19 protein-coding genes are annotated in these 26701 nt (G+C 70.0%); 10 read left to right on the forward strand and 9 right to left on the reverse strand.

Features of this window, described 5'->3' with window-relative positions; all coding sequences use genetic code 11:
- Positions 1 to 40 precede the first annotated feature (40 nt).
- The 3 genes from ACWCPI_RS04510 to ACWCPI_RS04520 all read left to right on the forward strand — a co-directional run bounded on the left by ACWCPI_RS04510 (position 41) and on the right by ACWCPI_RS04520 (position 3703).
- Positions 41 to 1321 carry a sensor histidine kinase gene (locus ACWCPI_RS04510; protein WP_451036684.1) on the forward strand — a complete coding sequence of 427 codons (1281 nt, stop codon included), beginning with the start codon at positions 41 to 43 and terminating at the stop codon, positions 1319 to 1321.
- Complete coding sequence (locus tag ACWCPI_RS04515; protein ID WP_451036685.1) at positions 1306 to 1959, forward strand: LuxR C-terminal-related transcriptional regulator; 654 nt, start codon at positions 1306 to 1308, stop codon at positions 1957 to 1959. The genes ACWCPI_RS04510 and ACWCPI_RS04515 overlap by 16 nt, the downstream gene beginning before the upstream one ends.
- A 202-nt stretch (positions 1960 to 2161) precedes the next feature.
- Entirely contained in the window at positions 2162 to 3703 is a 1542-nt protein-coding gene (locus ACWCPI_RS04520) for a DUF1996 domain-containing protein (RefSeq protein ID WP_451036686.1), read from the forward strand.
- Between the two features lie 104 nt (positions 3704 to 3807).
- On the opposite strand, the gene ACWCPI_RS04525 is transcribed toward ACWCPI_RS04520, so the two are convergent.
- Positions 3808 to 4239 (reverse strand): hypothetical protein, encoded by a 432-nt coding sequence (locus tag ACWCPI_RS04525; RefSeq protein WP_388798110.1) that lies wholly within the window; start codon positions 4237 to 4239, stop codon positions 3808 to 3810.
- A gap of 120 nt (positions 4240 to 4359) precedes the next feature.
- On the opposite strand from ACWCPI_RS04525, the gene ACWCPI_RS04530 reads away from it, so the two are divergent.
- From ACWCPI_RS04530 to ACWCPI_RS04550, 5 genes are all read left to right on the forward strand, one after another.
- Complete coding sequence (locus ACWCPI_RS04530) at positions 4360 to 4881, forward strand: tetratricopeptide repeat protein (RefSeq protein ID WP_451036827.1); 522 nt, start codon at positions 4360 to 4362, stop codon at positions 4879 to 4881.
- A gap of 72 nt (positions 4882 to 4953) precedes the next feature.
- On the forward strand, positions 4954 to 6879 hold the full coding sequence (locus ACWCPI_RS04535) for a hypothetical protein (protein WP_451036687.1): 1926 nt from the start codon (positions 4954 to 4956) through the stop codon (positions 6877 to 6879).
- 100 nt (positions 6880 to 6979) lie between these two features.
- On the forward strand, positions 6980 to 7867 hold the full coding sequence (locus ACWCPI_RS04540; RefSeq protein WP_451036688.1) for a metal-dependent hydrolase: 888 nt from the start codon (positions 6980 to 6982) through the stop codon (positions 7865 to 7867).
- Positions 7867 to 8889, forward strand: coding sequence for a PDR/VanB family oxidoreductase (locus tag ACWCPI_RS04545; RefSeq protein WP_451036689.1), 1023 nt, complete (start codon positions 7867 to 7869; stop codon positions 8887 to 8889). Before ACWCPI_RS04540 ends, ACWCPI_RS04545 begins: the two co-directional genes overlap by 1 nt.
- 56 nt (positions 8890 to 8945) lie before the next feature.
- Positions 8946 to 9635 (forward strand): TetR/AcrR family transcriptional regulator, encoded by a 690-nt coding sequence (locus ACWCPI_RS04550; protein ID WP_451036690.1) that lies wholly within the window; start codon positions 8946 to 8948, stop codon positions 9633 to 9635.
- A gap of 3 nt (positions 9636 to 9638) precedes the next feature.
- On the opposite strand, the gene ACWCPI_RS04555 is transcribed toward ACWCPI_RS04550, so the two are convergent.
- The 8 genes from ACWCPI_RS04555 to ACWCPI_RS04590 form a co-directional block, all read right to left on the reverse strand.
- Positions 9639 to 9995 carry a 5-carboxymethyl-2-hydroxymuconate Delta-isomerase gene (locus ACWCPI_RS04555; protein ID WP_451036691.1) on the reverse strand — a complete coding sequence of 119 codons (357 nt, stop codon included), beginning with the start codon at positions 9993 to 9995 and terminating at the stop codon, positions 9639 to 9641.
- Between the two features lie 28 nt (positions 9996 to 10023).
- A complete protein-coding gene (locus ACWCPI_RS04560; protein ID WP_451036828.1) occupies positions 10024 to 11697 on the reverse strand; it encodes a SpoIIE family protein phosphatase in 1674 nt (557 codons plus the stop codon).
- A gap of 78 nt (positions 11698 to 11775) precedes the next feature.
- On the reverse strand, positions 11776 to 17184 hold the full coding sequence (gene pulA, locus ACWCPI_RS04565) for a pullulanase-type alpha-1,6-glucosidase (RefSeq protein WP_451036692.1): 5409 nt from the start codon (positions 17182 to 17184) through the stop codon (positions 11776 to 11778).
- Positions 17185 to 17401: 217 nt separating this feature from the next.
- Complete coding sequence (locus ACWCPI_RS04570) at positions 17402 to 18784, reverse strand: alpha-amylase (RefSeq protein ID WP_451036693.1); 1383 nt, start codon at positions 18782 to 18784, stop codon at positions 17402 to 17404.
- A 224-nt stretch (positions 18785 to 19008) separates the two neighbouring features.
- A complete protein-coding gene (locus ACWCPI_RS04575; protein WP_451036829.1) occupies positions 19009 to 20688 on the reverse strand; it encodes a glycoside hydrolase family 13 protein in 1680 nt (559 codons plus the stop codon).
- A gap of 155 nt (positions 20689 to 20843) precedes the next feature.
- Positions 20844 to 21752, reverse strand: coding sequence for a sugar ABC transporter permease (locus tag ACWCPI_RS04580; protein WP_451036694.1), 909 nt, complete (start codon positions 21750 to 21752; stop codon positions 20844 to 20846).
- A gap of 13 nt (positions 21753 to 21765) precedes the next feature.
- Positions 21766 to 22770 carry a carbohydrate ABC transporter permease gene (locus tag ACWCPI_RS04585; RefSeq protein WP_451036695.1) on the reverse strand — a complete coding sequence of 335 codons (1005 nt, stop codon included), beginning with the start codon at positions 22768 to 22770 and terminating at the stop codon, positions 21766 to 21768.
- 110 nt (positions 22771 to 22880) lie between these two features.
- Complete coding sequence (locus ACWCPI_RS04590) at positions 22881 to 24152, reverse strand: extracellular solute-binding protein (protein WP_451036696.1); 1272 nt, start codon at positions 24150 to 24152, stop codon at positions 22881 to 22883.
- A 380-nt stretch (positions 24153 to 24532) separates the two neighbouring features.
- Here ACWCPI_RS04590 and ACWCPI_RS04595 point away from each other — a divergent pair, with 380 nt between their 5' ends.
- Positions 24533 to 25567, forward strand: a complete 1035-nt coding sequence (locus ACWCPI_RS04595; protein WP_388798144.1) for a LacI family DNA-binding transcriptional regulator — start codon at positions 24533 to 24535, stop codon at positions 25565 to 25567.
- 129 nt (positions 25568 to 25696) lie between these two features.
- Complete coding sequence (locus ACWCPI_RS04600; RefSeq protein WP_451036697.1) at positions 25697 to 26659, forward strand: phosphatase PAP2 family protein; 963 nt, start codon at positions 25697 to 25699, stop codon at positions 26657 to 26659.
- The last annotated feature ends 42 nt before the right edge of the window (positions 26660 to 26701 follow it).

Consider the following 26701-nt stretch of genomic DNA (forward strand, 5'->3'; position numbering starts at 1 on the left):
GCCCCGTGACCACCGCAGCGGCCTCGACGAGACTGAGGCCATGACCAACGACACGGACAACGGCCGCGGTTCGAGAGCACGGGGCATGGGGGTCGCCGCGGTACGGGGGCTGGCGCTGGCACTGGTGGCGCTGCCGGGGGCCGTCCTCTGCCTCGTCCTGTCCGTGGTGTCGATCGCGCTGATCCCGGTCGGCGTCGGCCTCGTCACGACGCCGTACGTACTGACCGGCGTGCGGACGTTCGCGGACTGGCGGCGTGTGCTCGCGGCCGAGTGGGGCGGGGTGACGATCCCGCGGGCGTACCGGCCGCTGCCCTCGCCATGGGTCGCCAATCCGTGGACGCGCACTTTCGGGATGCTGGGCGACCCGGCGACCTGGCGGGACCTGCGGTGGCTGCCGGTGGACATGACGGCGGGGTTCCTGACCGCGCTGCTGCCGGCCGTGCTGCTCTTCTATCCGCTGGAGGGGTTCGCGATCGCGGCAGGGCTGTGGCGGTTCTTCGCGGACTCCGCCGGCGGCACCTACTGGTACGGCTTCGTGCCGGTGACCGGGCAGGCGTCCGCGCTCGGCGCCGGCGCCCTGGCCGCCGTACTGCTCCTGTTCGCCCACTTCTCCACCCCGCGCCTGCTGCAGGCCCACTTCCGCCTCACCCGGGCGGTCCTCGGCTCCGACCAGCGCGAACTCGCTGAGCGCGTACGGGTGTTGACCGAGACCCGGCGGGACGCCGTCGACACCTCCGCCGCCGAACTGCGGCGGATCGAACGCGACCTGCACGACGGGGCGCAGGCACGGCTGGTGGCGATGGGCATGGACCTCGGGACCATCGAGATGCTGCTCGACAAGGATCCGGCGAAGGCCAAGCAGCTCGTGGCGCAGGCCCGCCGGTCCTCCGTCGACGCCCTCGCCGAGCTGCGCGACCTGGTGCGCGGCATCCACCCGCCCGTGCTCGCCGAGCGCGGACTCGGGGACGCGGTGCGGGCGTTGGCGCTGCGCTTGCCGGTTGCGACCGAGGTGACCGTGGAGCTGCCCGGGCGTGCGGAGGCGCCCGTGGAGTCGGCGGCGTACTTCGCGGTCAGCGAGGTGCTCACCAACGCCGTCAAGCACGCGGGTGCCGACCGGATCTGGGTCGACCTGCACCACACGAACGGCATGCTGCGCGTCACCGTCACCGACAACGGCAAGGGCGGCGCGGTGATCGAGGCCGGTTCGGGACTGGCCGGGGTCGAACGGCGGCTCGGTACATTCGACGGCGTCCTGGCCGTCAGCAGCCCCGCGGGCGGTCCCACCATGGTCACCATGGAGATTCCTTGCGCGTTGTCCTAGCCGAAGACCTGTTCCTGCTGCGGGACGGCCTCGTCCGGCTCCTGCAGGCCTACGACTTCGAGATCGCCGCGGCCGTCGAGACCGGGCCCGAGCTGTCCCGGGCGCTGGCCGAGCTGGAGCCGGACGTGGCCGTCGTCGACGTACGCCTGCCGCCGACGCACACCGACGAGGGGCTGCAGTGTGCGCTTCAGGCCCGCCGCACCAAGCCCGGACTGCCGGTGCTGGTGCTCTCGCAGCACGTGGAACAGCTGTACGCCCGGGAGTTGCTCGCCGACGGCAGCGGCGGGGTCGGATACCTGCTGAAGGACCGGGTGTTCGACGCGGACCAGTTCGTGGACGCGGTACGGCGGGTCGCGGCGGGCGGCACGGCGATGGACCCGCAGGTGATCCAGCAGCTGCTGACCCGGCGCGCGGCCGACGACCAGCCGCTGGCGCGGCTCACGCCGCGTGAGACGGAGGTGCTGGAGCTGATGGCGCAGGGGCGGACGAACACGGCGATCGCGGACCGGCTGGTCGTCACGGAACGGGCGATCGCCAAGCACACCGCCAACATCTTCGCCAAACTGGGCCTGGAGGTGTCGGACGACGACAACCGTCGCGTGCTGGCGGTTCTCGCGTATCTCGACCACGGCCGATGAAAACGGGCCCGTTCATTCACCCGTCGTCGGGATTCGACAACTCCCGGTGTTCGTGCGCCTGTTGAGCACACAGTGCACTCACGAATCCCTCAACAATTTCCGAGACGGCTGAACACCCCTGGGACGCACTCCGTATGAGAAGGAGCCGCTTCACTCCTGTCGGGCGCCTCGATGCCCCGAAAAAGGAAGTCAGAGGAGTTCCATGGGACGCAACACGAGAAAACGCCGTACGCCGCTGGCCACCAAGGCCATTGCCGCATCGGCGGCCCTAGCGCTCGGTGGGGGCGGGCTTGTCTGGGCCAACTTCTATGCTTCGGCGCACGAGGACAACTCCGGGTGGAACCGGACGAAGTCCACGAACGCCCAGATCGCGACGATCAACTGCCCGGACGTCGGCCAGAAGCTGACGAGGGTGCCGAGGAGCGCGCGCAAGGGTGTCGCCAAGGAGCTGGCGCTGCTCGACAGGCAGATCACCGACGCCTACACGCGCCTGGCGGATACCCGTCAGGCCCAGGCCGGTGACGCCAACTTCGTCAGCAACGCCATCCTCGGCCCGCTGAAGTCCAAGCGAGTGGCCACGCTCGACCGGATCCGCATCCAGATCAACCGGGTCGGCGGCAAGGCTCCCCGGGGGCTCGACCAGTTCGCGCAGTGCCAGGGAGTCCCGGCCGAGCAGCCGCAGACCAACGACGGCGGCCAGGACGACGGCCAGAACAACGACGGTCAGGACCAGAACAACGACGGTCAGGACCAGGATCAGAACCAGGGTGACGGCGGCCAGGACAACGGTCAGGACCAGGGCAACGGCGGCCAGGCCGGCAACGGCCCGTCGGCGGACGACTTCATCAACATCGAGAACGTCCAGCCCAACTCCCGCAACCTGCCGAACGGTCTGGCGGCGAACGGGGACGGCGGTTCGACTGGCAGCTTCACCACGAACTGCGGCGTCAACGAGAACGAGAACCGCAACTCGGACAACGTGATCGTGGCCCCCGGTGTCAGCAACGGTGCCCAGCACCAGCACGACTACGTCGGCAACCAGGCCAACAACGCTTTCGCGAGCGACGAGGACCTGGCGAACGGCAACACCACCTGCCAGAACCAGGGTGACAAGTCGTCGTACTTCTGGCCGGTGCTGCGGATCCAGGACGGTACGCAGGACATCGACCAGGGCCAGCCCGGTGGCGGCCAGGACGGCAACGTCGGCAAGATCGTCGAGGCCAGCGAGGCGCAGCTGAAGTTCGTCGGCAACCGCACCAGCGATGTCGTCGCGATGCCCAGGGCCCTGCGCATCATCACCGGTGACGCCAAGTCCTTCACCAACGGCCTGAACAACGCCAACACGTCCTGGAGCTGCACCGGCTTCGAGGACCGGCAGGTGACGGACAAGTACCCGATCTGCCCCGAGGGCAGCTCCGTGGTGCGCACGTCCAACTTCCAGAGCTGCTGGGACGGCCAGAACATCGACAGCGCCAACCACCGCACCCACGTGGACTTCGTGGAGGCGGACGGCACCTGCTCGAACGGCTTCCAGGCCATCCCCCAGCTCCAGGTCCGACTGGTCTACGACGTCCAGGCGCCGCAGATCGACAACGGGCAGGTGCAGAACGCGTTCGCGGTGGACTCCTTCCCGGAGCAGCTGCACAAGCCGATCACCGACCACAACGACTTCATCAACTTCTTCGACGAGGACCTGATGAACGAGATGGTTCAGTGCATCAACAGCGGCCAGGACTGCCAGTAGTCCTGAACCACTGAAAAGCCGGCGGTGGGATTTCCCACCGCCGGCTTTCTCCGTCCGGGAACGAACGCCCCGGGAACGAATGCCCCGGGAACGAAGCCGCGTGGTCAGCCGTGGTGGCCGCCCTTGTTGTGGCTGCCGCCGGGGTTCATGTGCTCGGAGCCTTCCTCCATGGTGCCGCCGAGGGTGGTCTGCAGCGCGTTGACGGTCTTCTCCTGGCCGACGGCGACCCACTTGCGGCCCACCAGGTAGTAGCCGCCGTAGTCCTTCGCGCCGTTCAGCCACTCACGCTGACCGCGGTCGGTGGCGAAGGTGGCGAGGACGAACTTTCCGTCGGGGTTCTTGCACAGGGCCTGCCGGATCTCGTCGGCGTCGGTCTGCATGTTCGGCTTGCACTTCACCTCGGCGGCCAGGTGTTCGAGGCTGCCGGTCGCCGTCTCGGGAACGGCCGCCTCGCCCTTACCGCCGGATCCGCAGCCCGCCAGTGTCCAGATCGCCGCCGCGCCGGCCAGCGCGAGCCTCGGTCGGGTCAACCTCATCTGCTGTTCCTCCGGTCCCTTCCGGCGACATGCCGTACCGGGCCCCGGCGCGGGGCCCTCGTGTTCGATACGGCTGCGGCGGCCGGAGCGCTCAAAATACCCCTGCGCTCCCTGGGACGCCTGTGCGAGGGTGATCAGGTGAACCAGGACTGGGAAGACCGTGTCATCGCCGCGTGGGCCGCGTTCGACGACCAGGCCGACTCCGCCGCGCAGGCCGGGTTCCGGGCGGTGATCGACGCCCTCGTCGCCGAACTGCCGGACGACAGCCCGCTGGGCCCCTTCGAGCAGGCCTGCGCGTGGGACTCCACCGGGCACTCCGACAAGGCGGTACCGCTGTACCGGGAGGCGCTCGCGCGGGGACTGAGCGGCTACAAGGGCCGCCGGGCGAAGATCCAGATGTCCAGCTCGCTCAGGAACATCGGGCGGGCCGAGGAGGGCGTCAAGCTCCTGACCCCCGAACTGACCGCCCCCTCCGACGAACTCGACGACGCGGTCCGGGCCACACTCGCCCTGTGCCTGTCCAGCCTCGGCCGTGACCGCGAGGGCCTGTCCCTGGCCTTGGGCGCCCTCGCACCCCATCTGCCGCGCTATCAGCGCTCCATGGCGAACTACGCGCGTGAGCTGGTGGAGACCGAGGACTGAACCGGGCACGGGAACGCCCTCGGGCGCCAGGAGTGACGGTGACCAACCGTCGATTCGCTCGTTCTGCTGAACGTGCAGTCACAGGATGTCGCCCCGCGCCCCGCCCCCGCCCCGGCCGACCCGGTCGTCGACGTCGAGCGGGCGGAGGCCGCGCTCGTCGAGCACTACCCGCGCCTGGTCCGGCTCGCCTACCTGGTGCTGCCGCCCAGCCTCGGCCGCAACCGGCGCGTGGTGACCGCGCACTCCCTGACCCAGCGTGCGCTGCCCCGTGGCCGGACGAGCGCGACACCCGCGATCCCGGCCCAGTCGACCGGCCGCGAGAGCGACGTCGGATACGCCTTCCTGCGCCTGCGCGTCCTGCGTACGGCACTGGAGGCGGGCCGGCCGCTGAAGCGCCTCGCCTGGCCCAAGCGCTCCCAACTGCCGCCGCTGCTGCCCCACGTGTGGGGCCTGCGCCTCTTCCCCAGGTCGGGCGGCGCCGACGAACTCGCCCTGGACCAGCGACTGTCGGCGCTGTCCGGCCCGGCGCGGGCGGCCTACGTCCTGCGCGGCCTGGAGAAGCTCACGGACGACGACGTGTGCGAGGTCCTGGCGGCGGCGGGCGTCGAGGACTGGGACGCCGCCCTGGAGGAGGCCGACACCGTCGAGGCGCAGTACGCGCTGCTCGACTCCCCCGAGTTCGACCCCTGCTCGCTCCAGGCCCGGCCCACCGACCTGATGCGCCGCAGGCAGCACCTGAAGGCCACGCTCGCCGCCGGGGCGGCCCTGCTGGTGTGCGGGGCGCTGCTGGGCCTGCCCGGCGAGGGCTGGAGCCCGGACGGCCCGGCCGCACCCTCGTACGCGCAGAACCCGGCGGCCGAGGCGGCCCTCGACCCGGCCCAGTTGACGAAGATCCCGGCGCTGGCCTGGCAGTCCTCCGCCCGCACCGACTTCTCGGTGTGGCCGGCGCGCGGTGACCTCACCGACGACTCGGCCCTGCTGCGCCGCGCCCTCGCCGTGTGGGCCCGCCCCGGCGAGACGGTCGCGGTCTCGGCCACCCCCGGCACCCCGTCGGGCGGCCCGCCCGGGGCACCGCAGCTGCTGTACGCGGGGAGCATCGACAACGCCCGCGTGGTGATCCTCTACGACGGGCTGCGCATCGCCCGCTACGCCGAGCCGAAGGACGGCACGTCCGGCGCCGCCCTGGACTTCTCCCGGGTCGACGGCGCGACCAGGGCCGAGGCGAGCGCGGTGGTCCTGAGCCGGGCCGACGGCAATGTCCGCTATCTGATGGCGCCCTGGGTGAAGAGGGCGGCCGAGCGGGACCTGTTGAAGCCGCGTACCGGTGCGATGGACCTGACCGTGTCCGACGGCGTCACCTCGCCGATGGCGAGCCCCGCCACCCGGCAGTCCGGCACCTGCACGTCCTGGAACGTCCTGCAGGTGACCGACAGCACCGGCACCCGGCTGCTGACCGACCTCGCCGAACTGGTCCCGGCCCGCCTCACGAGCGGCCGTCCCGGCAAGACCGGCGAGGCGGCGGGGCCCGCGGCCCTGCGCGCCTGGGCGCCGTACTCCTGCTGGCTGGGCAACCTGCGCTCCGCGGGCGTGCGCACGGTCAACGCCTGGACCTACGCCCGGCAGCCGCTGCCCGACGGGACCGGTTCGGCGGACTGGGTGTGCACCCGTGCCGAGACCTGGCGGGGCGGCGGCGAGCGGGTGCTGGCCCAGTTCCGGGCACCGGGCTCGGCCGGCGCCGCGGTGGTGGCGAAGGCGCAGAACGTCTCGGCCTGCGGGGCGCGGGATCCGCATGTGCTGGCCGGGGTGCTGTGGAAGGCGCGGACGGGCGACTGGTTCCTGCTGGCGGCGGGTGCCGGGGACACGGCGTCGATCCGGACCACGGGCGGCGTGCGGGGCACTTCGCGGGGCAGTCTCCTGACGGTGCGGGCCGAGCAGGGGGCCCAGGCCGAGCTCAAGGGCACGCTGGAGAGCGGGCGGTCGATCCACGGGCTCGGATGAGGCGGGCGGGAGTACGACGAAGGCCTCCTTGCTGACAATCGCGTAAACAAGGTGCCGCAGAGGGGTTCACCCGATCCCTACCCATCAGTACATTGACGCCATGTCTAACAAGCAGGAGCGGGTGCCCCTCAAGGCCCGCAAGGTGTCCTTCTCCTGGGACGGCACTCCGTTGCACTGGGTGCCCGGGGACCCGTTCACGACCCACACGATCAATGTGCTGCATCTGCTCCTGCCCGCCGGTGAGCGGTGGTTCGTCCACGTCTACAAGCAGGTGCTGCCGTACATCCGGGACGAGCGGCTGCGCGAGGACGTCCTCGGGTTCATCGGGCAGGAGGCGATGCACTCGCAGGCCCATGACGAGGTGCTGCCGCACCTGCGGGACCAGGGGCTCGATCCGACGCCGTACACCGCGCAGGTGGACTGGCTCTTCGAGAAGCTGCTGGGCGACCGCACCCTGCCGCCCGGCCGGGCGCGCCGCTGGTGGCTGATGGAGCGGGTGGCGCTCATCGCGGCCATCGAGCACTACACCGCCTTCCTCGGTGACTGGGTGCTGAACGCCGAGGAACTGGACCGCCGGGGGGCCGACCCGACCATGCTGGATCTGCTGCGCTGGCACGGCGCGGAGGAGGTCGAGCACCGGTCGGTCGCCTTCGACCTGTTCACGCACGTCGACGGGAGCTACCGGCGCCGGGTGCGGACCTGGGCTACGGCGTTCACCGCGCTGGTGTTCCTGTGGCAGCGCGGGGCGCGCTTCTTCATGGAGAACGACCCGACGCTCATCGACGGCAGGGCCGGCTTCACGGACTTCTATGTACGCGGCCGGCGCGGCACCCTGCCCGCGACCGGCGACATGCTCAGGTCCGTCCCGCGCTACCTCAGCCGCGCCTACCACCCCTCCCAGGAGGGTTCGACCGAGCAGGCCCTCGCCTATCTGGCCTCCTCCCCCGCCGCGCTCGCGGCGCAGAAGTACGAGAAGGGTGCCGCCTGATGCCGAAGCCTCGGACCGTCGTGGTCGTCGCCGGTGCCGCCCTGCTCGCGCGGCGGGCGCTGCGGCGCCGGATACGGTCCTCGCCGCTGTGGCCGATGCCCGCCCTGGAGGAGCCCGTCTCCGGGCGGCCGCGCTCGCGGGCGCTGCGGCTGCTGGTGGCCTCGCGCGAGCCGGTCGCCGAAGGAGTCGTACGACTGCGGCTGGAGGGGCGCGACCTGCCGCGCTGGGAGCCGGGCGCCCATCTCGACCTCGTCCTGCCGTCGGGGCTGGTACGGCAGTACTCGCTGTGCGGCGATCCCGCGGACACCTCGTCGTACACCGTGGCCGCCCGGCTGGTCCCGGACGGCCGGGGCGGCTCGCGCGAGGTGCACGAGCAGGTACGGGAGGGGACGGAGCTGGAGGTGCGGGGGCCGCGGAACCGTTTCCCGCTGGTCGAGGCCGCATCGTACGTGTTCGTCGTGGGCGGCATCGGGATCACGCCCGTCCTGCCGATGCTGCGGGCGCTGCCGCAGACGGCCGCGTGGCGGCTGCTGTACTGCGGGCGCGACCGCGCGTCGATGCCGTTCCTGGAGGAGATCGAGGAGCTCGGTGCGGACCGGGTGCTCGTCGTGGAGGGGCTGCCCGATCTGGACGCGTTCCTCGCGGACGTCCCCGAGGACGCCGCCGTCTACTGCTGCGGTCCCGAGGGGCTGATGGGGGCGGTGGCGGAGCGGGTGCCGCGGGTGCACCTGGAGCGGTTCACGCCGCGTGCCTCGACAGGCGGCGCCTTCGAGGTCGAACTGCGGCGCAGCGGGAAGACGTTGACCGTCCCCGAGGACTCGACCGTGCTGGCCGCCGTGCGGGCCGAGCTGCCGGACACCGCGTACTCCTGCGAGCAGGGCTTCTGCGGGACCTGCCAACAGCGGGTGCTGGAGGGCGAGGTGGATCACCGGGACGAACTGCTGACGGACGTGGAGCGGGGCGATTCCATGCTCATCTGTGTGTCACGGGCGCGAGGTGACCGACTCGTACTGGACATGTGAACATAGGCGATCGGTCCGCTCCGTTCGGGGCCGGAATCGATCGGTAAGGTGTTCGTATGACTACCGGGGTACGGCGAAGAATGGGAGTCGAGGAGCGGCGGCAGCAGTTGATCGGCGTCGCCCTCGAACTGTTCAGCCAGCGCTCTCCCGACGCTGTCTCCATCGACGAGATAGCGTCGGCCGCGGGCATCTCGCGGCCGCTGGTCTACCACTACTTCCCCGGCAAACTCAGCCTGTACGAGGCCGCGTTGAAGCGTGCGTCGGAGGATCTGGCGGGCCGGTTCGTGGAACCGCAGGACGGCCCGCTCGGGGCGCGCCTGCTGCGGGTGATGCGCCGGTTCTTCGACTTCGTCGACGAGCACGGCCCCGGTTTCTCGGCGTTGATGCGCGGCGGTCCGGCGGTCGGCTCCACCGCGACGAACGCGCTCATCGACTCCGTCCGGCAGGCCGCGTATGTCCAGATCCTTTCGCATCTGCGGGTGGACGACCCGCCCGCGCGGCTGGAACTGGTCGTCCGCTCCTGGATCTCCCTCGCCGAGTCGACGGCACTGATCTGGCTGGACGGCCGGCGGATCCCGCGCGCCGAGCTGGAGAAGCAGCTCGTGCACGACTTCGCCGCGCTGGCCGCCGTCAGCGCCGCCTACGACGAGGAGATGGGCGCGTTGCTGCGCCGCATGCTGAAGGACGAGCCGGCCGACGGCCCGTTCAGCGATCTGGTCAGCCGGATCGTCTCGCTGGCCTCCTGAGGCTCAGGCGTCGAACTTCCGGTACGACGGATCCAGGTCCCGCACCTCGGCGGACGCGTGCAGCGCGGTGCCGTCGGCGGGCTTCACATGGGTGCGCACCAGCTCCAGGACCGCCTCGGTGAGGCGCTCCTTGGTCTCGTCCGTGCGTCCCGCCAGCAGGCCCAGGGTGACGTGGACGACGGCGTGCCCGTCCGTGTCCCGCCCGACGGCCGTCTCCTCGCCGGGCCTGAACTGCGTCTTGCAGGCCTCGTACTTCGCGGCCGCGATCTCGACCACCGCGTCGTGCAGGGCGAGTGCGAAACCGCGCCGGTCGAATCCCTCGGCGAGCGGTGCGGAGTAGTCGACGGTGATCTGCGGCATGGGCACTCCTGTTCTACGACGTCAGGGCTCACCCTAGCCGCAGCGCCAGCATCGCGATGTCGTCCTCCTGGTGGTGCCCGAAGCAGCCCAGCAGGGTGTCGCACAGCTCCTCCACTCCGGGCGGGGCATCGGCGGCGGCCGTGCGCAACTGCTCCATGGAGGCGGCGAGGTCGACGCCGCGGGTCTCGATGAGCCCGTCGGTGACCATGAGGAGCCGCTCCTTTCCGGTGAGGACCAGCTCGGTCGGCTCGGGCCGGTCGAGGCCGAGCCCGAGCAGCGGGCCGGCCGCGCGGACGTACTCGGCCTCGCCCTCGTCCCGCACGATCAGCGGCGGGATGTGGCCCGCGTTGGCGATGCTGGTGCGCCCGGTACCGGGGTCGACCAGGGTCAGGCAGACCGTGGCGGTGACGTCGGGGTGGTAGTGCTGGAGCATGCGGTCCAGTCGTGCGGCGAGCGTGCCCGGGTCGCTCTCCTCGACGCAGTAGGCGCGCAGGGCGTGCCTGATCTCGACCATGACGGTGGCCGCGTCCAGCGAGTGCCCGACGACGTCCCCGACCGCGGTGAGCACCCCCTTCGGGGTGCGCAGGGCGGCGTAGAAGTCGCCTCCGATCTCGGCCTGCCGGGAGGCGGGCACGTACCGGACGACGACGTCCACGCCGGGCAGCGCGGGCAGCCGGTACGGCTGGGGCAGGAAACTGTGCTGGAGGGTGAGCGCGATGTGCCGTTCGGCCTGGTACATCAGCAGCGGTTCGGCGGCGAGCGCGGTGGCCTGGGCGAGCCGGGCGAGGAGGTCGTCGTCGGCCGGGCGCACCGGGGTGGCCACGCAGACCGGGGCCGGGCCGGTCTCGGGGAGCACCAGCACCAGGCGCGCGTCCTCCTGGACGCCGGGGCGGAAGAACCCGGCGGGCCACAGCGAGGCGGGGACGATCGTGCTCTGCGTGCCTCGGCGCCCGCCCCAGCCCTTGGTGATCCGCGTGATCAGCCGTGCCGCCGCCACGTGCGGGGCGGTGCCGTGCCTGCCGGTGTCGCCGAGTGCCGCGTCGGGAAGCGCGGAGGGGGTGTCCGTCGGGCGGGCGGCGCCGTGCCCGACGGGCAGACGCCGGGAGCTGCCCCAGTGCGGTTCGCCGTCCGGGCCGATGACGAAGACGACGGCCGGGGTGCCGGTGAGCCGGGCCGCGCCCGCGGCGGCGGCGTCGGCCAGCTCCCCCAGACAGCGCGCGGTCTGCACGGTGACGATCGCCTCGGACAGCAGCGTCAGCCGCTGGGCGAGCGTCGCCGCGGCGGTGTGCCGGCGCGCCCCCCGGACGGCGGCCCGTACGACGGCCTCGATCTCGCTGGGCTCGGCCGGCACCGTCAGGAAGGCGTCGGCGCCCGCGTCCAGCCCGCGGCAGCGGTCGCCGGTCTCCACGGCACTGGCGGAGAAGTGGACGACGGGAAGCGCGGCCATGGACGGCCGGGACTTGACCCGGCGGCAGAGTTCGAAGCCGCTCATGTCCGGCAGCCCCACGTCGACGAGGGCCACATCGGGCAGGGCGCCCGCGCGCAACCGCACGTCGAGTTCGCTCAGTGCCTGGCCCGCGGTGGCGACGGGGACGACCTCGTGGCCCGCTCGGCGCAGCACGGCACCCATGGCGTAGCGGTTGGCCGAGACGTCGTCGACGACCATCACGGTGGTGCCCGGCTGCTTGCCGTAACCGTTCATCGTCGCCAGCCCCTGAGTACGCACACGAATGGGGCGGGCCCGGCGCTCCGGGTCCGCCCCATTCAAGCTAGCGCGGTGTCAGAGCGCTCGTGCGAAGACGGCGACAGTACGCCCCGGAACGGCGAACGTGCCGGTTTTCCTCTCATAGGACGAGGACTTGACGGTAGAGTCCGCCCCCTCGGCCTGCACCGGATGCAGCCGGTAGCCGTCGCCGGCCAGCGACCCGATCCGCTGCTCCTGCCGCTCGGGTGTCGCGTTGAAGACGACGACGAGATCTCCGAGCCGCATGGTGATCACCCCCGGCGTCTCGTCCTTGCCGGACAGCGGGAAGGACAGCTCCGACTGGACCCGCTCGGTGGTGCCGAGCGAGAACGCGCTCTCCGTCGAACGGATCCTCAGCAGGTCCCGGTAGGCCGCCGAGGCGCCCTCGATCTGCTCGCAGCCGGCCTTCACGGTGGTCAGCAGCGGCTTGGCGTACGGCCACTTGGAGGCGTTGTCGGCCGCCATCGGCAGGCCCCGCCCGAAGCCGTTGCCGTCGGCGCAGTCCCAGTGGATGGCGTTGAACCAGTCGCCGCTGTCGTAGGAGTTGCGGTCCAGGGACTTGGAGCGCAGCAGGTCGGTGCCGGCCTGGGAGAGGGCCGGGCCCTGCGAGAGGGTGGCCGTGGCCATGGCGAGGACCTGCATCCGGGCGCGGTCGTCCGCGCCGACCGTGGCGGGCAGCTTGAAGGCGAGGGCGTCGAACAGCGACTCGTTGTCGTGCGCGTCGGCGTAGGCGAGGGCGTCGCCGGGGGCGTCCGCGTAGCCGGCGGGTGCGCCGTTGTAGTCGACCTCCGAGCCCTTGACCTCCTTGCCGCTGGTGTCGGTGAAGCGGTAGCCGGCGAGGTTGCCGGACAGCCCGACCTTGATCAGGTCCTGGTAGTGCAGTAGCCGGGCCTTCTGCTCCTCGGTGGTGCCGTTGTTCTTCGACGAGTTGGGCTCGGTGTAGAGGCCGGACGCGAAGCCCTGGATGCCCGGGTCCTCGTCGAAGGGGCCGCCGCCGCGCACGGCGTCGCGGGCGCGGTCGGAGAAGGTCGCGACGCCGGTGCCGGCCATGTTCTTCTGGGTGGCCTGGACGAAGCGGGCGTCGTCGGCGACCTCGCCGAAGTTCCAGCCCTCCCCGTACAGGATGATCTTCTTGCCGTCGACGCCGTCCTCGGCGAGGGTCAGCGCGTCCAGGGCCTTGCGGACGGCCAGGATGTTGGCCTTCGGGTGGTGGCCCATGAGATCGAAGCGGAAGCCGTCGACCTTGTACTCCTTGGCCCACGTGACGATCGAGTCGACGACCAGCCTGCCCATCATCGCGTTCTCGGTGGCGGTGTTGGCGCAGCAGGTGCTGTTGGCGACCGAGCCGTCGGCGAGGAGCCGCTGGTAGTAGCCGGGGACGATCCGGTCGAGGACGGAGGTGCCCGCCTGCCCACTGGCCGCCGTGTGGTTGTAGACGACGTCCATGACGACGCGCAGGCCGTCCTCGTTGAGGGCCTTGACCATCTTGCGGAACTCGACGTTGCGCGCGGTGCCGTCCGGGTCGGAGGCGTAGGAGCCCTCGGGGACCGTGTAGTGGTACGGGTCGTAGCCCCAGTTGTAGGCGTCCTTCGCGGCGATCTTCGCCACGCACTCCTGCTGCTTGTCGGAGTCGGCCGGGAAGGAGGCGAGGTCGCAGTCGGCGGTGGCCTGCTCGGACCTCTTCTCGGGGATGGTGGCGATGTCGAAGGCGGGCAGGAGGTGGACGTACGACGTACCCGCCTCGGCCAGCTTCCTCAGGTGCCGGGAGCCGTCGCTGAGCTTGTCCGTGAAGGCGAGGTAGGTGCCCTTGTCCTTCGCGGGCACCGTCTTGTCCGCGACCGAGAAGTCCCGGACGTGCAGCTCCTGGATCTGGGCGTCCTTCAGCGGCACGGCCTTCGGCTTGGTGTACGTGGACCAGCCGGCCGGCGCCAGGGACCGGTCGCGCAGATCGACGACCAGGCTGCGCTCGGAGTCGGCGGTCAGGGCGAGCGAGTAGGGGTCGGTGACCTTGTTGGTGACGACCTTGCGGACGCTGGGCGCCCAGACCTTCACGACGTACCGGTACGGCTTGTTCTTCCAGGACCTGGGGCCGGTGACGGACCAGACGCCGGTGCTGTCGTCCCGCTTCATGGCGACGGTGGACGCACCGATCTCCAGCTCGACGGAGTGCGCGGTGGGCGCCCAGACGGCCAGGCTCGGACGGCCCTTGGCGAAGGTCGGCCCGAGGTCGGCCTCGGTGGCGGCGGAGGAGTAGAGATCGTCGAGCACGCCCGCGATCTGCACGCCGGTCGCGGCCAGGACGGCGCCGTTGGCGGCCCGCTGGGAGGCGACGACCTGGCCGCGCAGGGCCTCGCGGACCCGGTCGCGGTCACGCGGGTCGACGGTCCAGGCGGCGTGGTTCTTCAGGTGCGGGAACTTCGCCTTCTGTGCGTCGGTGAGGGACGTCTTGCTCAGGCGCAGCCACTTGGCGTCACCGGTCAGGGCGCCGTCCTCGGCCGAGATGCCGCCGTCCCGGCTGTACAGCAGCTGGGTGGAGGCGGCGGCCTCGGAGCCGTTCCAGGCGACGGTGTTCCGGTCGATCCAGACGGCCTTGGAGGTGGTCAGGTCGAGCGCCGCCGCCGAGCCCGCGGGCTGCGGGAGCAGGTACTTCTCCTGGCCGCTCACCAGCCACACCTCATGGCCGTTCGCCGTGAGGTCGAGCGACTGGTCGGAGGGCAGGTCCTTCTCGTCGCCCTTGTGGATGATGTAGCTGAGGCTGGTGGCACCGTCGGTGAGCGGTACCTCGAAGACCGCACCATAGGAGTCAGTCTTGACGGGCTTCAGGGGGTTCGACCAGTCGGTGGGGTTCGCGGCGCCCGTCCAGACGTGCAGGCCCCAGCCGTCGTAGTTCCCGTCGGCGCGGTGGTAGTGCAGGGTCGCCTTCGTCTTGTCCGGTGCCGGGTAGTCGGCCGCGGGCCTGTCGGTGCGTACGGTCTCCTTGCCCTGCTCGATCCAGATCTCACCGGTCTTGGTGAGGTCGATCGTGCGGTCCGTGGAGACGTCCTTGTTGCCGTCCTTGTCGATGACGAGGAAGCCGATGTTCGAGGCACCGGGCTTCAGCTTGACGTAGGCGAAGGCGCCGTAGGCGTCGCGGCCGACGAAGGGGTGGCTGTCCGGCCATTCGGTGGACTCGCCGTCGGCGAGGTCGCCCCAGGCGTACAGACCCCAGTTCGCGTAGTCGCCGTCGGTGCGCTTGTAGTGGACGACCGCGTGGTCGCGGGAGGCCGCCGACGGGGTCTCGGGCGCGGGCGGGGTGCCGGTGGTGGAGGCCGCCGTCGTGCTCGCCGTGCGGCCCGCCGAGTCGATCACGACCGCTTTGTAGCGCAGGGCGGTGCCGGGCGGTACGTCCTTGCCGATGGTCTGCGTGACCTTGTACGGGGCGTGGTCCGCGGAGCCGAGGGTCCGCCACTTGCCGCTTCCGACCTGGGCGGCGAACACGACGCGGTTGAGCCCGCCGCCGTCGACGTCGGCGGAGAGTTCCACGGTCCCGGTGGCGCCGGCGGCCGGGGCCTCCAGGGTGAGCGCCGGCTTCGTGGCGGGTGCGGCGAGCTTGCCGGCCGCCTTCCAGACGATCGCCGAGCCGGCCGGGACGCTGACGGTGACCTTCTTGTCGCCGTCGCTCCTGACCGAGCCCTCGGTGCCGTAGACGCCCTTGAACGTCATACCGGCCGAACCGGTCGCGAAGGTCGCCGACTTGGTGTCGTCGGCGTTGTTGAAGGCGACGACGTACTCGGTGCCCGTCCTGGCGTCGGTGCGCGAGAAGGCGTAGACGCCGGCGCCGTCGGCCGCGTGGCGCTCGGTCTGGACGCCGTCGGCGAGGGCCGGGTGGGCCTTGCGCAGCTTGGACAGGGCACTGATCCGCCGGTAGAGGGGGGCCTCGGTGTCGTAGGCGTCGCTCGCGTGGGTGCGGTCGGTGCCGAGCTGGTCGTCGTCGAGGTAGTCGGCGGTCCTGGAGGCGAACAGGGTCTGGCGGGCGTCCTTGTCGCCGCCGGCGCCGGTGAAGCCCTGCTCGTCGCCGTAGTAGACGACGGGGTTGCCGCGGCTGAGGAACATCAGCTCGTTGGCGAGCCGGTCCTTCTTCAGCAGCTCGGCGTCGGTGGCCTTCGGGTTGTCCTGTTTCAGGAAGTGCCCGATGCGGCCCATGTCGTGGTTGCCGAGGAAGGTGACCTGCTCGTAGGCGTTGGCCTTGTCGGTCGTGTACTTGTAGTCGGCGCCGAAGACGTGCGCGAGCTTCCGCGCGCTGCCGCCCTGGGAGGCGTACTGCCGTGCCGCCTCCTGGAAGGGGAAGTCGAGCGTGGCGTCGAGGCGGCCCTCGGTGACGTACGGGGAGGTGATGTCCGTGTCGGCGGAGTACACCTCGCCGAACATGAAGAAGTCGTCGCGGCCCTGCTTGGCGGCGTAGGAGTCGAGGGCCGTGGCCCACCGGGTCCAGAACTCCATGTTGACGTGCTTCACGGTGTCGATGCGGAAGCCGTCGATGTCGAAGTCCCGTACCCACCGCTGGTAGATCTTCGCCATACCGCTGACGACCTCGGGACGCTCGGTCCACAGGTCGTCGAGGCCGGAGAAGTCGCCGTGCGTGGAGCTCTCACCGGCGAAGGTGGAATCGCCGCGGTTGTGGTACATGGTCGGGTCGTTGAGCCACGACGGGACCTTGTTCCTCTTGGCCACGGTGGGCGTGCGCGGGAAGGAGTCCGAGTCGACCGCGGGGAAGCGCTCGGCGCCGTCCGCGTAGTCGGCGTCGTCGAAGGGCTTCCCGTCCTTCGTCAGGTACGGGAAGGCGCCCTTGGAGAGGTAGTCGTAGGACTTCTCCTCGTAGTCGACGACGTCAGCCGTGTGGTTGGTGATGACGTCGAAGAAGACCTTCATGCCCTTGGCGTGCGCCTTGGAGATGAGGGTCTGAAGGTCCTTGTTCGTGCCGAAGTGCGGGTCGACCTGGGTGAAGTCGGTGATCCAGTAGCCGTGGTAGCCCGCGGAGGCGTTGCTCCCCGTGCCCTGCACGGGCTGGTTCTTGAAGATGGGGGCCATCCAGATGGCGGTGGTGCCGAGGCCCTTGATGTAGTCGAGCCTCTTGGTCAGGCCCTTGAGGTCGCCGCCCTGGTAGAAGCCCTTGTCGGTGGGGTCGTGGCCGGTGGTGAGGCGGGAACCGGTCAGGCCGCCCTTGTCGTTGCCGCGGTCGCCGTTGGCGAAACGGTCCGGCAGGACGAAGTAGAACTGCTCGCGGGTGGCTTCGTGCCGGGCGGGCTCGGCGGCGAGCCTCGCGTCGGAGGGAGGCGCCGGCGGGGTCGCCGCCCCGGCGGCGAGGGGCTGGACGAGCGCTGCGGCCAGCGCGGTCACGGTGACCGCAGCGACCCGTCCGGCGTGTGCGGTACGGCGCCGCGGCGGCGGCGGCCAACTCGGTATCACTGACGTGGACTCCTTGCGATACGGCTCTCTTGGGTCCGACCCCGCGCGACCGTATCGCCGCCGAAAGCCTTACAGCAAGAGTCCTGAAACGATCGGTAAAAACTTTCAACAAGACGGGAGTTCGTCCGACCGTCGCCCGGGCGTCGGCCCGGACGTCCCCCGACGACGTGCGGCGCCCCTCGGAGTACCGAGGGGCGCCGCATCCGCGCGCTCGTGTTCAGCAGCTCGGCTTGCCCGCGTGGATCGCCAGGGCGGTGTTGGCGCCCAGGGTCGCGGTGAACTGGCCGCTGGAGTTCACGGTCACCGTCGTGTTGTTCTGCACGTTGCAGTACGTGCCCGCCGGGAGGGACGTCTGGTAGGTCCGGCTCAGGCTGCCCGACTCGTGGTTGATGGCCACGAAGCCCTTGCCGCCCCGCCCGAAGGCGATCGCGTCGCCGCCGTTGTCCCACCAGTCGGTGACGGCCTGGCCGCGGGTGGTGTTGCGGAAGGCGACCATCGACTTGATCTCCGGCCAGTTGTGCTGGCACTTCCAGCCGTTCTGCCAACAGGCGTCGACCCGGCCGCCGTTCGGCGGGCCCGCGTCGTGGTCGGTGAACTCGTAGCCGGAGTTGATGTCCGGGGCGCCGTAGGGCCAGGCCAGCATGAAGACGTTGGCCAGCGTGTAGGTGGCGTTGTCCTTGTAGCTGAGCGTGGAGCCGTTGCGCTCGGTGTCGTGGTTGTCGACGAAGACGCCCGAGACACCGCTGTTCAGGTAGCCCCAGCCCTCGCCGTAGTTCTTCAGATAGGCGAGGTTCTCGTTGTTGAAGACGCGCTTGAGGTCATAGGCGTAGCGGAACTCCTGGACGTCGCCGTTGCCCGTGTACTCCGTGGGCTGGACGGCCTCGCCGCTGCCGTAGATGACCTCCTGCTTCCAGTACACGCCCGGGTTGCTCAGCCGGGACTTGATGTTCGCGAGGTCGGCGGCGGCCATGTGCTTGGCCGCGTCGACGCGGAAGCCGTCGACGCCGAGCGAGAGGAGGTCGTTCATGTACCCGGCGACGGCTTTGCGGACGTAGTCCTCACCGGTGTCGAGGTCGGCGAGGCCCACCAGCTCGCAGCGCTGGACGTTCCAGCGGTCCTGGTAGTTGCTGATCTGGCTCGTGCAGTCGTCGAAGTCGAACGACGAGTACAGACCGGGGTAGTTGTACTTCGTGTACGACGAGCCACCGGTGCCGGTGCCGTTGCCCGCAGCCATGTGGTTGACGACCGTGTCGACGACGACCTTCACACCGGCCGCATGGCAGGTGTCGACCATGTTCTTGAAGGCCGTACGGTCGCCGAGGCGTCCGGCGATCTTGTAGCTGACCGGCTGGTACGAGGTCCACCACTGCGTGCCCTGGATGTGCTCGGCGGGCGGGGAGACCTGGACGTAGCCGTAGCCGGCGGGGCCGAGGGTGGCGGTGCACTCCTTCGCCACGGAGGCGAAGTTCCACTCGAACAGGACGGCGGTGACGTCCTTGGTGCCGGGCGGGGAGGCGGAGGCGGTGGTGGCGGGGGCGACAACGGCCGCCGTGGCGGCGAGCACGGTCGCGGTCGCGGTGACGGACCATCTCGATATCACAGGCGTAACTCCTTGCGATGACGGCCAGGCGTCGTTGCCGGGCGCCGGCGAGACCGTACCGCCACGAAAGGTTTACAGCAAGAGAGTTGAAAATAAGAGCAAGTACTTTCATCCGCAACCGTGACGGTTCCCTCCCAACTCGCCCACGGCCGTCGGGCGGTGACGCCACGACACGACGGCCCGGCCACCATGGACAGGTGGCCGGGCCGCTGTTGTCGGTCGGGTCAGGCGGTCGTCCACCACACCGTGGTGTCCGACGGGACCTTCGTCTCGCCGTCCGCCTCGGCGATCTCACCGCTGGCGAGCAGGACACGGCCGTACGCCGGGAGCGTCACGGACTCACCGCTCGTGTTGGCGACGCAGACGAACTCACCCCGCCGGAAGGCCAGGACGCCCTCGGGCGCGCGAAGCCACTCCACCGAGTCGCCGGCGCCCAGGTCGGGGTGGTCCCGGCGGGCGGCGAGGGCGGCGCGGTACAGCTCCAGGGTGGAGCCCGCGGCACCGGTCTGGGCCTCCACGCTCAGCTCACCCCAGCCAGCCGGCTGCGGCAGCCAGCTGCCGCCCGTGCCGAAGCCGTACGACGATCCCGTGCGCGTCCAGGGGATCGGGACGCGGCAGCCGTCGCGGAAGCCGTCCTGGCCCTCCCCGCGGAAGTACGCCGGGTCCTGGCGGACCTCGTCGGGGAGGTCGACGACGTCCGGCAGGCCCAGTTCCTCGCCCTGGTAGACGTAGGCCGAACCGGGCAGCGCCAGCATCAGCAGGGTCGCCGCACGGGCGCGGCGCAGGCCCAGTTCCCGGTCCCCGGCCGTGCGGATCTGGGTGCCGAGGCCGGGCGGGTTGGCGAAGCGCGTCGCGTGGCGGGTGACGTCGTGGTTGGACAGGACCCAGGTGGCGGGGGCGCCTACCGGGCGCATCGCCTCCAGGGTGCGGTCGACGACCTTGCGGAGCTCCTCCGCCTCCCATTCCGTCGACAGGTACTGGAAGTTGAAGGCCTGGTGCAGTTCGTCGGGGCGGACGTAGTTCGCCGTCCGCTCCACGGTCGGGGTCCATGCCTCCGCGACGAAAATACGCTCGCCGGCGTACTCGTCGAGGATCGTGCGCCACTGCCGGTAGATGGCGTGCACGCCGTCCTGGTCGAAGAACGGCATGACATCGTTGCCCAGCAGCTTGAGCTGATCATGGGATCCAAGGTCGGGCAGCCCGTCCGCCTTCACCAGGCCGTGGGCGACGTCGATGCGGAATCCGTCGACGCCCATGTCCAGCCAGAAACGCAGGATGGAGCGGAACTCGTCGCCGACCGCGGGGTGCTCCCAGTTGAAGTCGGGCTGCTCGGGGGCGAAGAGGTGCAGGTACCACTCACCGGGGGTGCCGTCCGGCTCGGTGACCCGGGTCCAGGCCGGGCCGCCGAAGATGGACTCCCAGTCGTTGGGCGGGAGTTCACCGTTGGCCCCCTTGCCGGGGCGGAAGTGGTAGCGGTCCCGCAGCGGGGAGCCGGGACCGTCGGCGAGCGCCCGCTTGAACCACTCGTGCTGGTCGGAGGAGTGGTTGGGGACGAGGTCGACGATGATCCTGAGGCCCAGCTCGTGGGCGTCGCGGATCAGCGCGTCCGCGTCCAGCAGGTTGCCGAACATGGGGTCGACGGCCCGGTAGTCGGCGACGTCGTAGCCGGCGTCGGCCTGGGGGGAGGCGTAGAAGGGGCTGAGCCACACGGCGTCCACGCCGAGGTCGCGCAGGTACGTCAGGCGGGAGCGTACGCCTTCCAGGTCGCCCATGCCGTCGCCGTTGCTGTCGGCGAAGCTGCGCGGATAGACCTGGTAGATCACCGCGTCCCGCCACCAGTCACGGCGCTTGGCGACGGTGGCGACGGCGGAGGTTCGGGCCGGGGCGGTGGGGTGCTGGCTCATGGCGTCCTTGGTGCGTAACGGGAGTGGGGTCGAAGTCATGGGTGCGTCTCCGGCGAACGGGGATGACGAGGCGGCCGCGGTGACAGCGGGGTCGGATGGACACCGCGGCCGCCACCCGCGCGGCCAGGCGCGCGGGAGTCGAGGTGAGCCCTGGCTCAGCCCTTGGTGCCGCCCGCCGTGAGGCCGGTCACGAGGTTCTTCTGCACGAAGTAGAAGAACGCGGAGACCGGTATGGCGATCAGCACCGCGGTCGCGGCCATGAGGTTGCGCTGCGCGTCGTGTTCGCTGACGAAGGTCTGCAGCCCGACGGCGAAGGTGTACTTCGTGTCGGACAGCATGAACGTCGACGCGAACGCGACCTCACCGAAGGCGGTGAGGAAGCTGTAGAAGGCGGCGACCGCCAGGCCCGGCTTGGCGAGCGGCAGGATCAGTCGCGCGAACGTGCCGAAGGGGGTCAGCCCGTCGACGCGTCCCGCCTCGTCGATCTCGAACGGGATCGTGTCGAAGTAGCCCTTCATCAGCCAGGCGCAGTACGGCACGGTCGTCGTGCAGTAGACGAGGACGAGACCAAGGTAGCTGTCGACGAGCTGCAGCTCGGACAGGATCTGGTACATCGGCACCATCAGGACGGCGACCGGGAACATCTGGGTCACGAGCAGGACCCACATGAACTTCTTGTAGCCCGGAAAGCGCATCCGTGAGACGGCGTACCCGGTCGTGGCGGAGATGATGACGCCGATGACCGTCGTGCCCAGCGTGACGATCAGGGTGCTCGTCAACCAGTCGAAGAACTTGGTCTCCTGCAGCACGAACGTGTAGTTGTCCAGCGTCATCTTCCCCCAGATGGCGCCGGGGTGGAGGTAGTCGTCCTTGTCCGGGCCGAGGGACAGGAAGACCAGCCAGGCGACCGGGAACAGCGCGATCAGGCTCGCCACGATCAGGATGCCGTGGGAGACGAGGGATGTGCCGAGGCTGTTCTCGCCGCGGCGGCGGGCCTTGCGCGGGCCGGCGGTGGTCACGGAGTCCTGCTTGTTCACCGGGGTCTCAACAGTGGTCGTACTCATGGGGACTCCTGCCTCAGATCGCGAGCTGCTGGTCGTTGCGGTTCAGCCAGCGGCGGTAGAAGGAGGTGAAGACGATCAGGATGGCCAGCAGCAGCATGCCGTAGGCGGCCGACTGCGCGAAGTCACGCGGCTGCTGTCCGAAGCCGAGGCGGTAGGCCCAGGTGACGAGGATGTCAGCCTCCGGGGCGGTCTTGCCGAACAGCAGGAAGATGATCGCGAACTGGTTGAAGGTCCAGATGATGCCGAGCAGGACGACGGTGGAGCTGACGGACCGCAGGCCCGGCAGGGTGACGTACCGGAACTGCTGCCACTTGGTGGCGCCGTCCATCTCGGCGGCCTCGTACAGCGAGGAGTCGATGGACTGCAGCCCGCCGAGCAGCGAGAGCATCATGAACGGCACACCGCACCAGGTGTTGACCATGATCGCGGCGAACCGCTGCCAGAAGGTGTCCTCCAGCCACAGCGGCGTCGGCAGGTGGAGCGTCTCCAGGAACGAGTTGATCACGCCGCCGTCGGCGAGCATGAACCGCCAGCCGAAGACGGTGACGAAGGTCGGCACGGCCCACGGCAGGATCAGGATCAGCCGGTACAGGGTGCGCCCGCGCAGCTGCTGGTTGAGCAGCAGGGCGAGGCCGAGGCCGATCGTGTAGTGCAGGGTGACGCAGGCCGCGGTCCACACGACGGTCCAGATGAAGTGCGACCAGAAGCGGTCGTACGCCGTCTCGCCCCACAGGATGTCGGCGTAGTTGTCGAAGCCGATGAACTTGTAGGTGGCCTCGATCTCGTTGACGCCGATCGTGCGGGCGCTGTTGAGGCTGGTGGCGTCGGTGAGGGTGAGGTAGAAGCCGTACACCAGGGGGTAGAGCACGAGCACCCCGAGGACGATCACCACCGGGGCGATCATCGCGTAGGCGTACCAGTGCTTCTGGTAGCCGTGCTTCAGACGCTGGCCCATCCCGGGCCGCGGCGCGCGGTCACCGCGGCGCTTGCCGGTCGCGCGGTCGATGGCGACTGTCATGGTTCGACAACCTTCTCGAAGTTCGGCAGATCAAGGGGTGTACGGCGGACAGGCCGGTGGCCGCCGGAACTCTCCCCCCACGGGCAGGGAGTTCCGGCGGCCACTCGGGATCACTTGGCGAAGTCCGGGACCAGCTTGGCGATCTCGGTCTCGGCGGTGCTCAGACCCTTGTCCAGGGACACCTTGCCACCGGCGATCTTCAGCAGCTCGGTGTCCACCGGGCCCCACAGCGAGCTGTACTCGGGCAGGGCCGGGCGCGGCTGGGCGGCGGCCAGCACGGTCTGGTAGCCGGCGATGCCCGGGTCGGCCTTGACCTCGGCGGTGTAGGCGTCGTCGCGGGTGGGCAGCGTGTTGTTCTTCAGGGCGATGGTCTCCTGGGCCTTCGCCGAGGTCATGAAGTTCACGAACTTCAGCGCGGCCTTCTGGTGGGCCTCGTCGGAGCCGGCGTACACGGAGAGGTTGTGACCGCCGGTGGGGGCGCCCGCCTTGCCGGAGGAGCCGGCCGGGACGGTGGCGATGCCGAGGTTGTTCTTGTCCTTGAACGCGGAGCCCTTGTAGAAGTTGGTGATCTCCCACGGGCCCTGCATGATCGAGGCGACCTTGCCGTTGACGAACGCCTCCTGGATGTGGGCGTAGGCGTCGGCGGTGGTGTCGGCCTTGTGCAGGCCCTTGCCCTCGAACAGGCTCAGCCAGGTGCCGTAGCCCTTCTTGGCCTCGGCGCCGGCGACGGTGATCTTCTTGCCCTCGGCGTCGACGGTGTCGGTGCCCTCGCCGTAGAGGAACGTCTGGGCGTAGTACGCCTGGGTGGAGCCCCAGTAGCCGTCGACGCCGGTCTTGGCCTTGATCTTGGCGGCGGCCTTCTTCAGGTCGTCCCAGGTCTTGGGGGCCTCGACGCCCGCCTTCTTGAACAGCTCCTTGTTGTAGACGAAGGCCAGGGTGTCCGTGGTGAACGGAACGCCGTACACCTTGTCCTCGTACTTGGCCTGCTCGATCAGGTTCGGCTGGAACTTGGCCTGGTCGGCGAGGGCCTCGGTGCCGTCCAGCGGCAGGAAGTAGCCCTTCTTGGCGAAGGCGGGCGTCCACCCGACCTCGGAGCGCAGGATGTCCGGGGCGCCCTTGGAGCCGGCGGCCGTGTCGAACTTGTTCTGCGCCTGGTCGAACGGGACGTTGACGTACTTGACCTTGATGTCCTTGTTGGCGGCCTCGAACTCCTTGACCAGGGCCTGGTACGTCGGCGCCTCGTTGGTGGCGTTGGAGGTGTCCCACCAGGTGATGGTGACCGGCCCGCTCGAGTCGCTGCCGCTGTCGTTCCCGCCGCCGCAGGCCGTCGCCGCGAGAGCGAGGGACGCCACCAGCGCGGTGGCCGCTATGCCACGCCGCATGAGTTCTCCTTGAGGGTGAAAGCCCGTGTGGTGCAGGGGCGGCCCCGTCTGCCTGCCTCTGCTGTCTGCCGACTGCGCCGTTGCGGCCGCCGGGCGACGTGAACGTAACAGCGTTGAAAGATCGACGAAAGACCTTGCAGAAAAAAAGTGCAAGAGATCTCCGAAGTTACTCGTGCGTGACCTCGCGGCGACCATCGTGAGACGCTTCTTTTCAACGGTGGAGCGGTTCACCGGGCAGTTGTGCAAGACTCTGCAAGCTCTTGCTATCACTTTCACGAGGGAGCGCGATGACGCAGCAGCCCGGGACGAGCCGGTCAACAGGTCGCCCACGGCGTCCCATTGGTGTGCAAGGCGAGATACGGCCGGTACAGTCCGGTGCCGTGACCACACGGCTTGCCGACATCGCTGCGCAGGCGGGGGTGAGCGAAGCGACCGTCAGCCGCGTCCTCAACGGGAAGCCGGGCGTCGCCGCCACCACTCGCCAGTCCGTGCTGGCCGCACTCGACGTGCTCGGCTACGAGCGCCCGGTGCGGCTGCGGCAGCGCAGCGAGGGCCTGGTGGGCCTGATCACGCCCGAGCTGGAGAACCCGATATTCCCCGCGCTGGCCCAGGTGATCGGCCAGGCGCTGACCCGCCAGGGATACACACCCGTGCTGGCCACCCAGACGCCGGGCGGCTCGACGGAGGACGAGCTGACGGAGATGCTCGTCGACCGTGGGGTGGCGGGCATCATCTACGTCTCCGGCCTGCACGCGGACACCACCGCCGACACACAGCGCTACGAGCGCCTGCGCGCCCAGGGTGTCCCCTTCGTCCTGGTCGACGGCTTCTCCCCGCATGTCCAGGCCCCCTTCATCTCCCCCGACGACCGCGCGGCGATGAACCTGGCGGTCACCCACCTGGTGTCCCTCGGCCACACCCGGATCGGCCTGGCCCTCGGCCCCAAGCGCTTCGTCCCGGTGCAGCGCAAGATCGAGGGCTTCGTCCGCACCATGCAGGACCAGCTGAAGCTGCCGACGGACGTCATAGAGACCGAGCTGATCCAGCACTCGCTGTACACGCTGGAGGGCGGTCAGGCCGCCGCCACGGCGCTCATCGACCGCAGCTGCACGGCGGTGGTCTGCGCCAGCGACATGATGGCGCTGGGCGCGATACGAGCGGCCCGGCAGCACGGCCTGGAGGTCCCGAAGGACATCTCGGTCGTCGGCTTCGACGACTCCCCGCTGATCGCCTTCACCGACCCGCCCCTGACGACGGTCCGCAAGCCGGTTCCGGCGATGGGACAGGCGGCGGTGCGCACGCTGCTGGAGGAGATCGGCGGGACGCCCGCGCCGCACAGTGAGTTCGTGTTCATGCCGGAGCTGGTGGTGCGCGGTTCGACGGCATCGGCCCCTGGGAACCGGAACCACGGCTGAGTCCTTCCTGAGTCCTTCCTGAGTCCTTCCTGAGGAGGACGAAGCCGTCCACCGTCCGTAGAACGTGCATCCTGAACCCAACCGGAGGATGATCGGTCGGGGAAGTCTTTTCTGGCAGACTCTGTGCCCATGGGTGACACGACCGTGACGACACTGGAAGGCCGGGAAGCGGCCGTTCCGCCCCGTGTCGCGGACGAGACGGGGCGGGGCCTGCTGTGTCGGATGCGCACCCCGCGACGCCCCCGCCTCTATTTCGAGATCCTGCTGATCGCGGTGAGTTACTGGACGTACTCACTGATCCGCAACGCGGTGCCGGAGCAGAAGGCAGAGGCACTGCGCAACGCCGACTGGCTCTGGACCCTGGAACGCCATCTGGGCATCGCCGTCGAGCAGTCGGTCAACCATGCCGTGAACTCGGTGACTTGGCTCATCGTCGGCATGAACTACTACTACGCGACCCTGCACTTCATCGTCACCCTGGCCGTCCTGGTCTGGCTCTACCGCGGGCACCCCGGCCGCTACGCGGCGACCCGCCTGGTCCTCTTCGCCACCACGGGTGTGGCCCTCGTCGGTTACTACCTGTACCCGCTCGCTCCCCCGCGGTTGATGACCGGCGGCGGCTTCGTGGACACGGTGCTGATCCACGACACATGGGGCTCCATGGCGTCCGGCGACCTGAAGAACATGTCGAACCAGTACGCCGCGATGCCGTCGATGCACATCGGCTGGTCCGTGTGGTCCGGCCTGACGATCTTCGCCCTGGCGAGGCTGCCCTGGGCTCGTGTCCTGGGCCTGCTCTACCCCGCGGCCACCCTGGTGGTCATCGTGGCGACGGCCAACCACTTCTGGCTGGACGCGGTCGGCGGCCTGGTCTGCCTGGCGTTCGGCTACACAGTGGCACGCCTGTGGTACGGAAGGCTGCCGCACGCCCTGCCCCGCCTGGTGCCGCACCCGCCGACGGCGGGAAGGGGCCGTGCCGGGGGGTGTCCGCCCGCAGCGGCGGGCGCCGAGGAACAGCACTTCCCGCCCGACAGCCGCCCGACCGAGGACAGACACCCCCCGGCACGGTCCCGCCCCGCCCCCAGACGGTAGGCGCTATACGCACCCCCGTCGAACAACGGGCTGCCGCCGGCA

The sequence above is a fragment of the Streptomyces sp. NPDC001920 genome (assembly GCF_053594495.1).

Bases quoted from the DNA above. Each gene is read 5' to 3' on its own strand.
- ACWCPI_RS04585 (WP_451036695.1), bottom strand. From the start codon at position 22,770: ATGACAGTCGCCATCGACCGCGCGACCGGCAAGCGCCGCGGTGACCGC.
- ACWCPI_RS04520 (WP_451036686.1), top strand. From the start codon at position 2,162: ATGGGACGCAACACGAGAAAACGCCGTACGCCGCTGGCCACCAAGGCC.
- ACWCPI_RS04540 (WP_451036688.1), top strand. From the start codon at position 6,980: ATGTCTAACAAGCAGGAGCGGGTGCCCCTCAAGGCCCGCAAGGTGTCC.
- ACWCPI_RS04575 (WP_451036829.1), bottom strand. From the start codon at position 20,688: ATGAGCCAGCACCCCACCGCCCCGGCCCGAACCTCCGCCGTCGCCACC.
- ACWCPI_RS04600 (WP_451036697.1), top strand. From the start codon at position 25,697: ATGGGTGACACGACCGTGACGACACTGGAAGGCCGGGAAGCGGCCGTT.
- ACWCPI_RS04545 (WP_451036689.1), top strand. From the start codon at position 7,867: ATGCCGAAGCCTCGGACCGTCGTGGTCGTCGCCGGTGCCGCCCTGCTC.
- ACWCPI_RS04590 (WP_451036696.1), bottom strand. From the start codon at position 24,152: ATGCGGCGTGGCATAGCGGCCACCGCGCTGGTGGCGTCCCTCGCTCTC.
- ACWCPI_RS04555 (WP_451036691.1), bottom strand. From the start codon at position 9,995: ATGCCGCAGATCACCGTCGACTACTCCGCACCGCTCGCCGAGGGATTC.
- ACWCPI_RS04560 (WP_451036828.1), bottom strand. From the start codon at position 11,697: ATGAACGGTTACGGCAAGCAGCCGGGCACCACCGTGATGGTCGTCGAC.
- ACWCPI_RS04580 (WP_451036694.1), bottom strand. From the start codon at position 21,752: ATGAGTACGACCACTGTTGAGACCCCGGTGAACAAGCAGGACTCCGTG.
- ACWCPI_RS04550 (WP_451036690.1), top strand. From the start codon at position 8,946: ATGACTACCGGGGTACGGCGAAGAATGGGAGTCGAGGAGCGGCGGCAG.
- ACWCPI_RS04525 (WP_388798110.1), bottom strand. From the start codon at position 4,239: ATGAGGTTGACCCGACCGAGGCTCGCGCTGGCCGGCGCGGCGGCGATC.
- ACWCPI_RS04510 (WP_451036684.1), top strand. From the start codon at position 41: ATGACCAACGACACGGACAACGGCCGCGGTTCGAGAGCACGGGGCATG.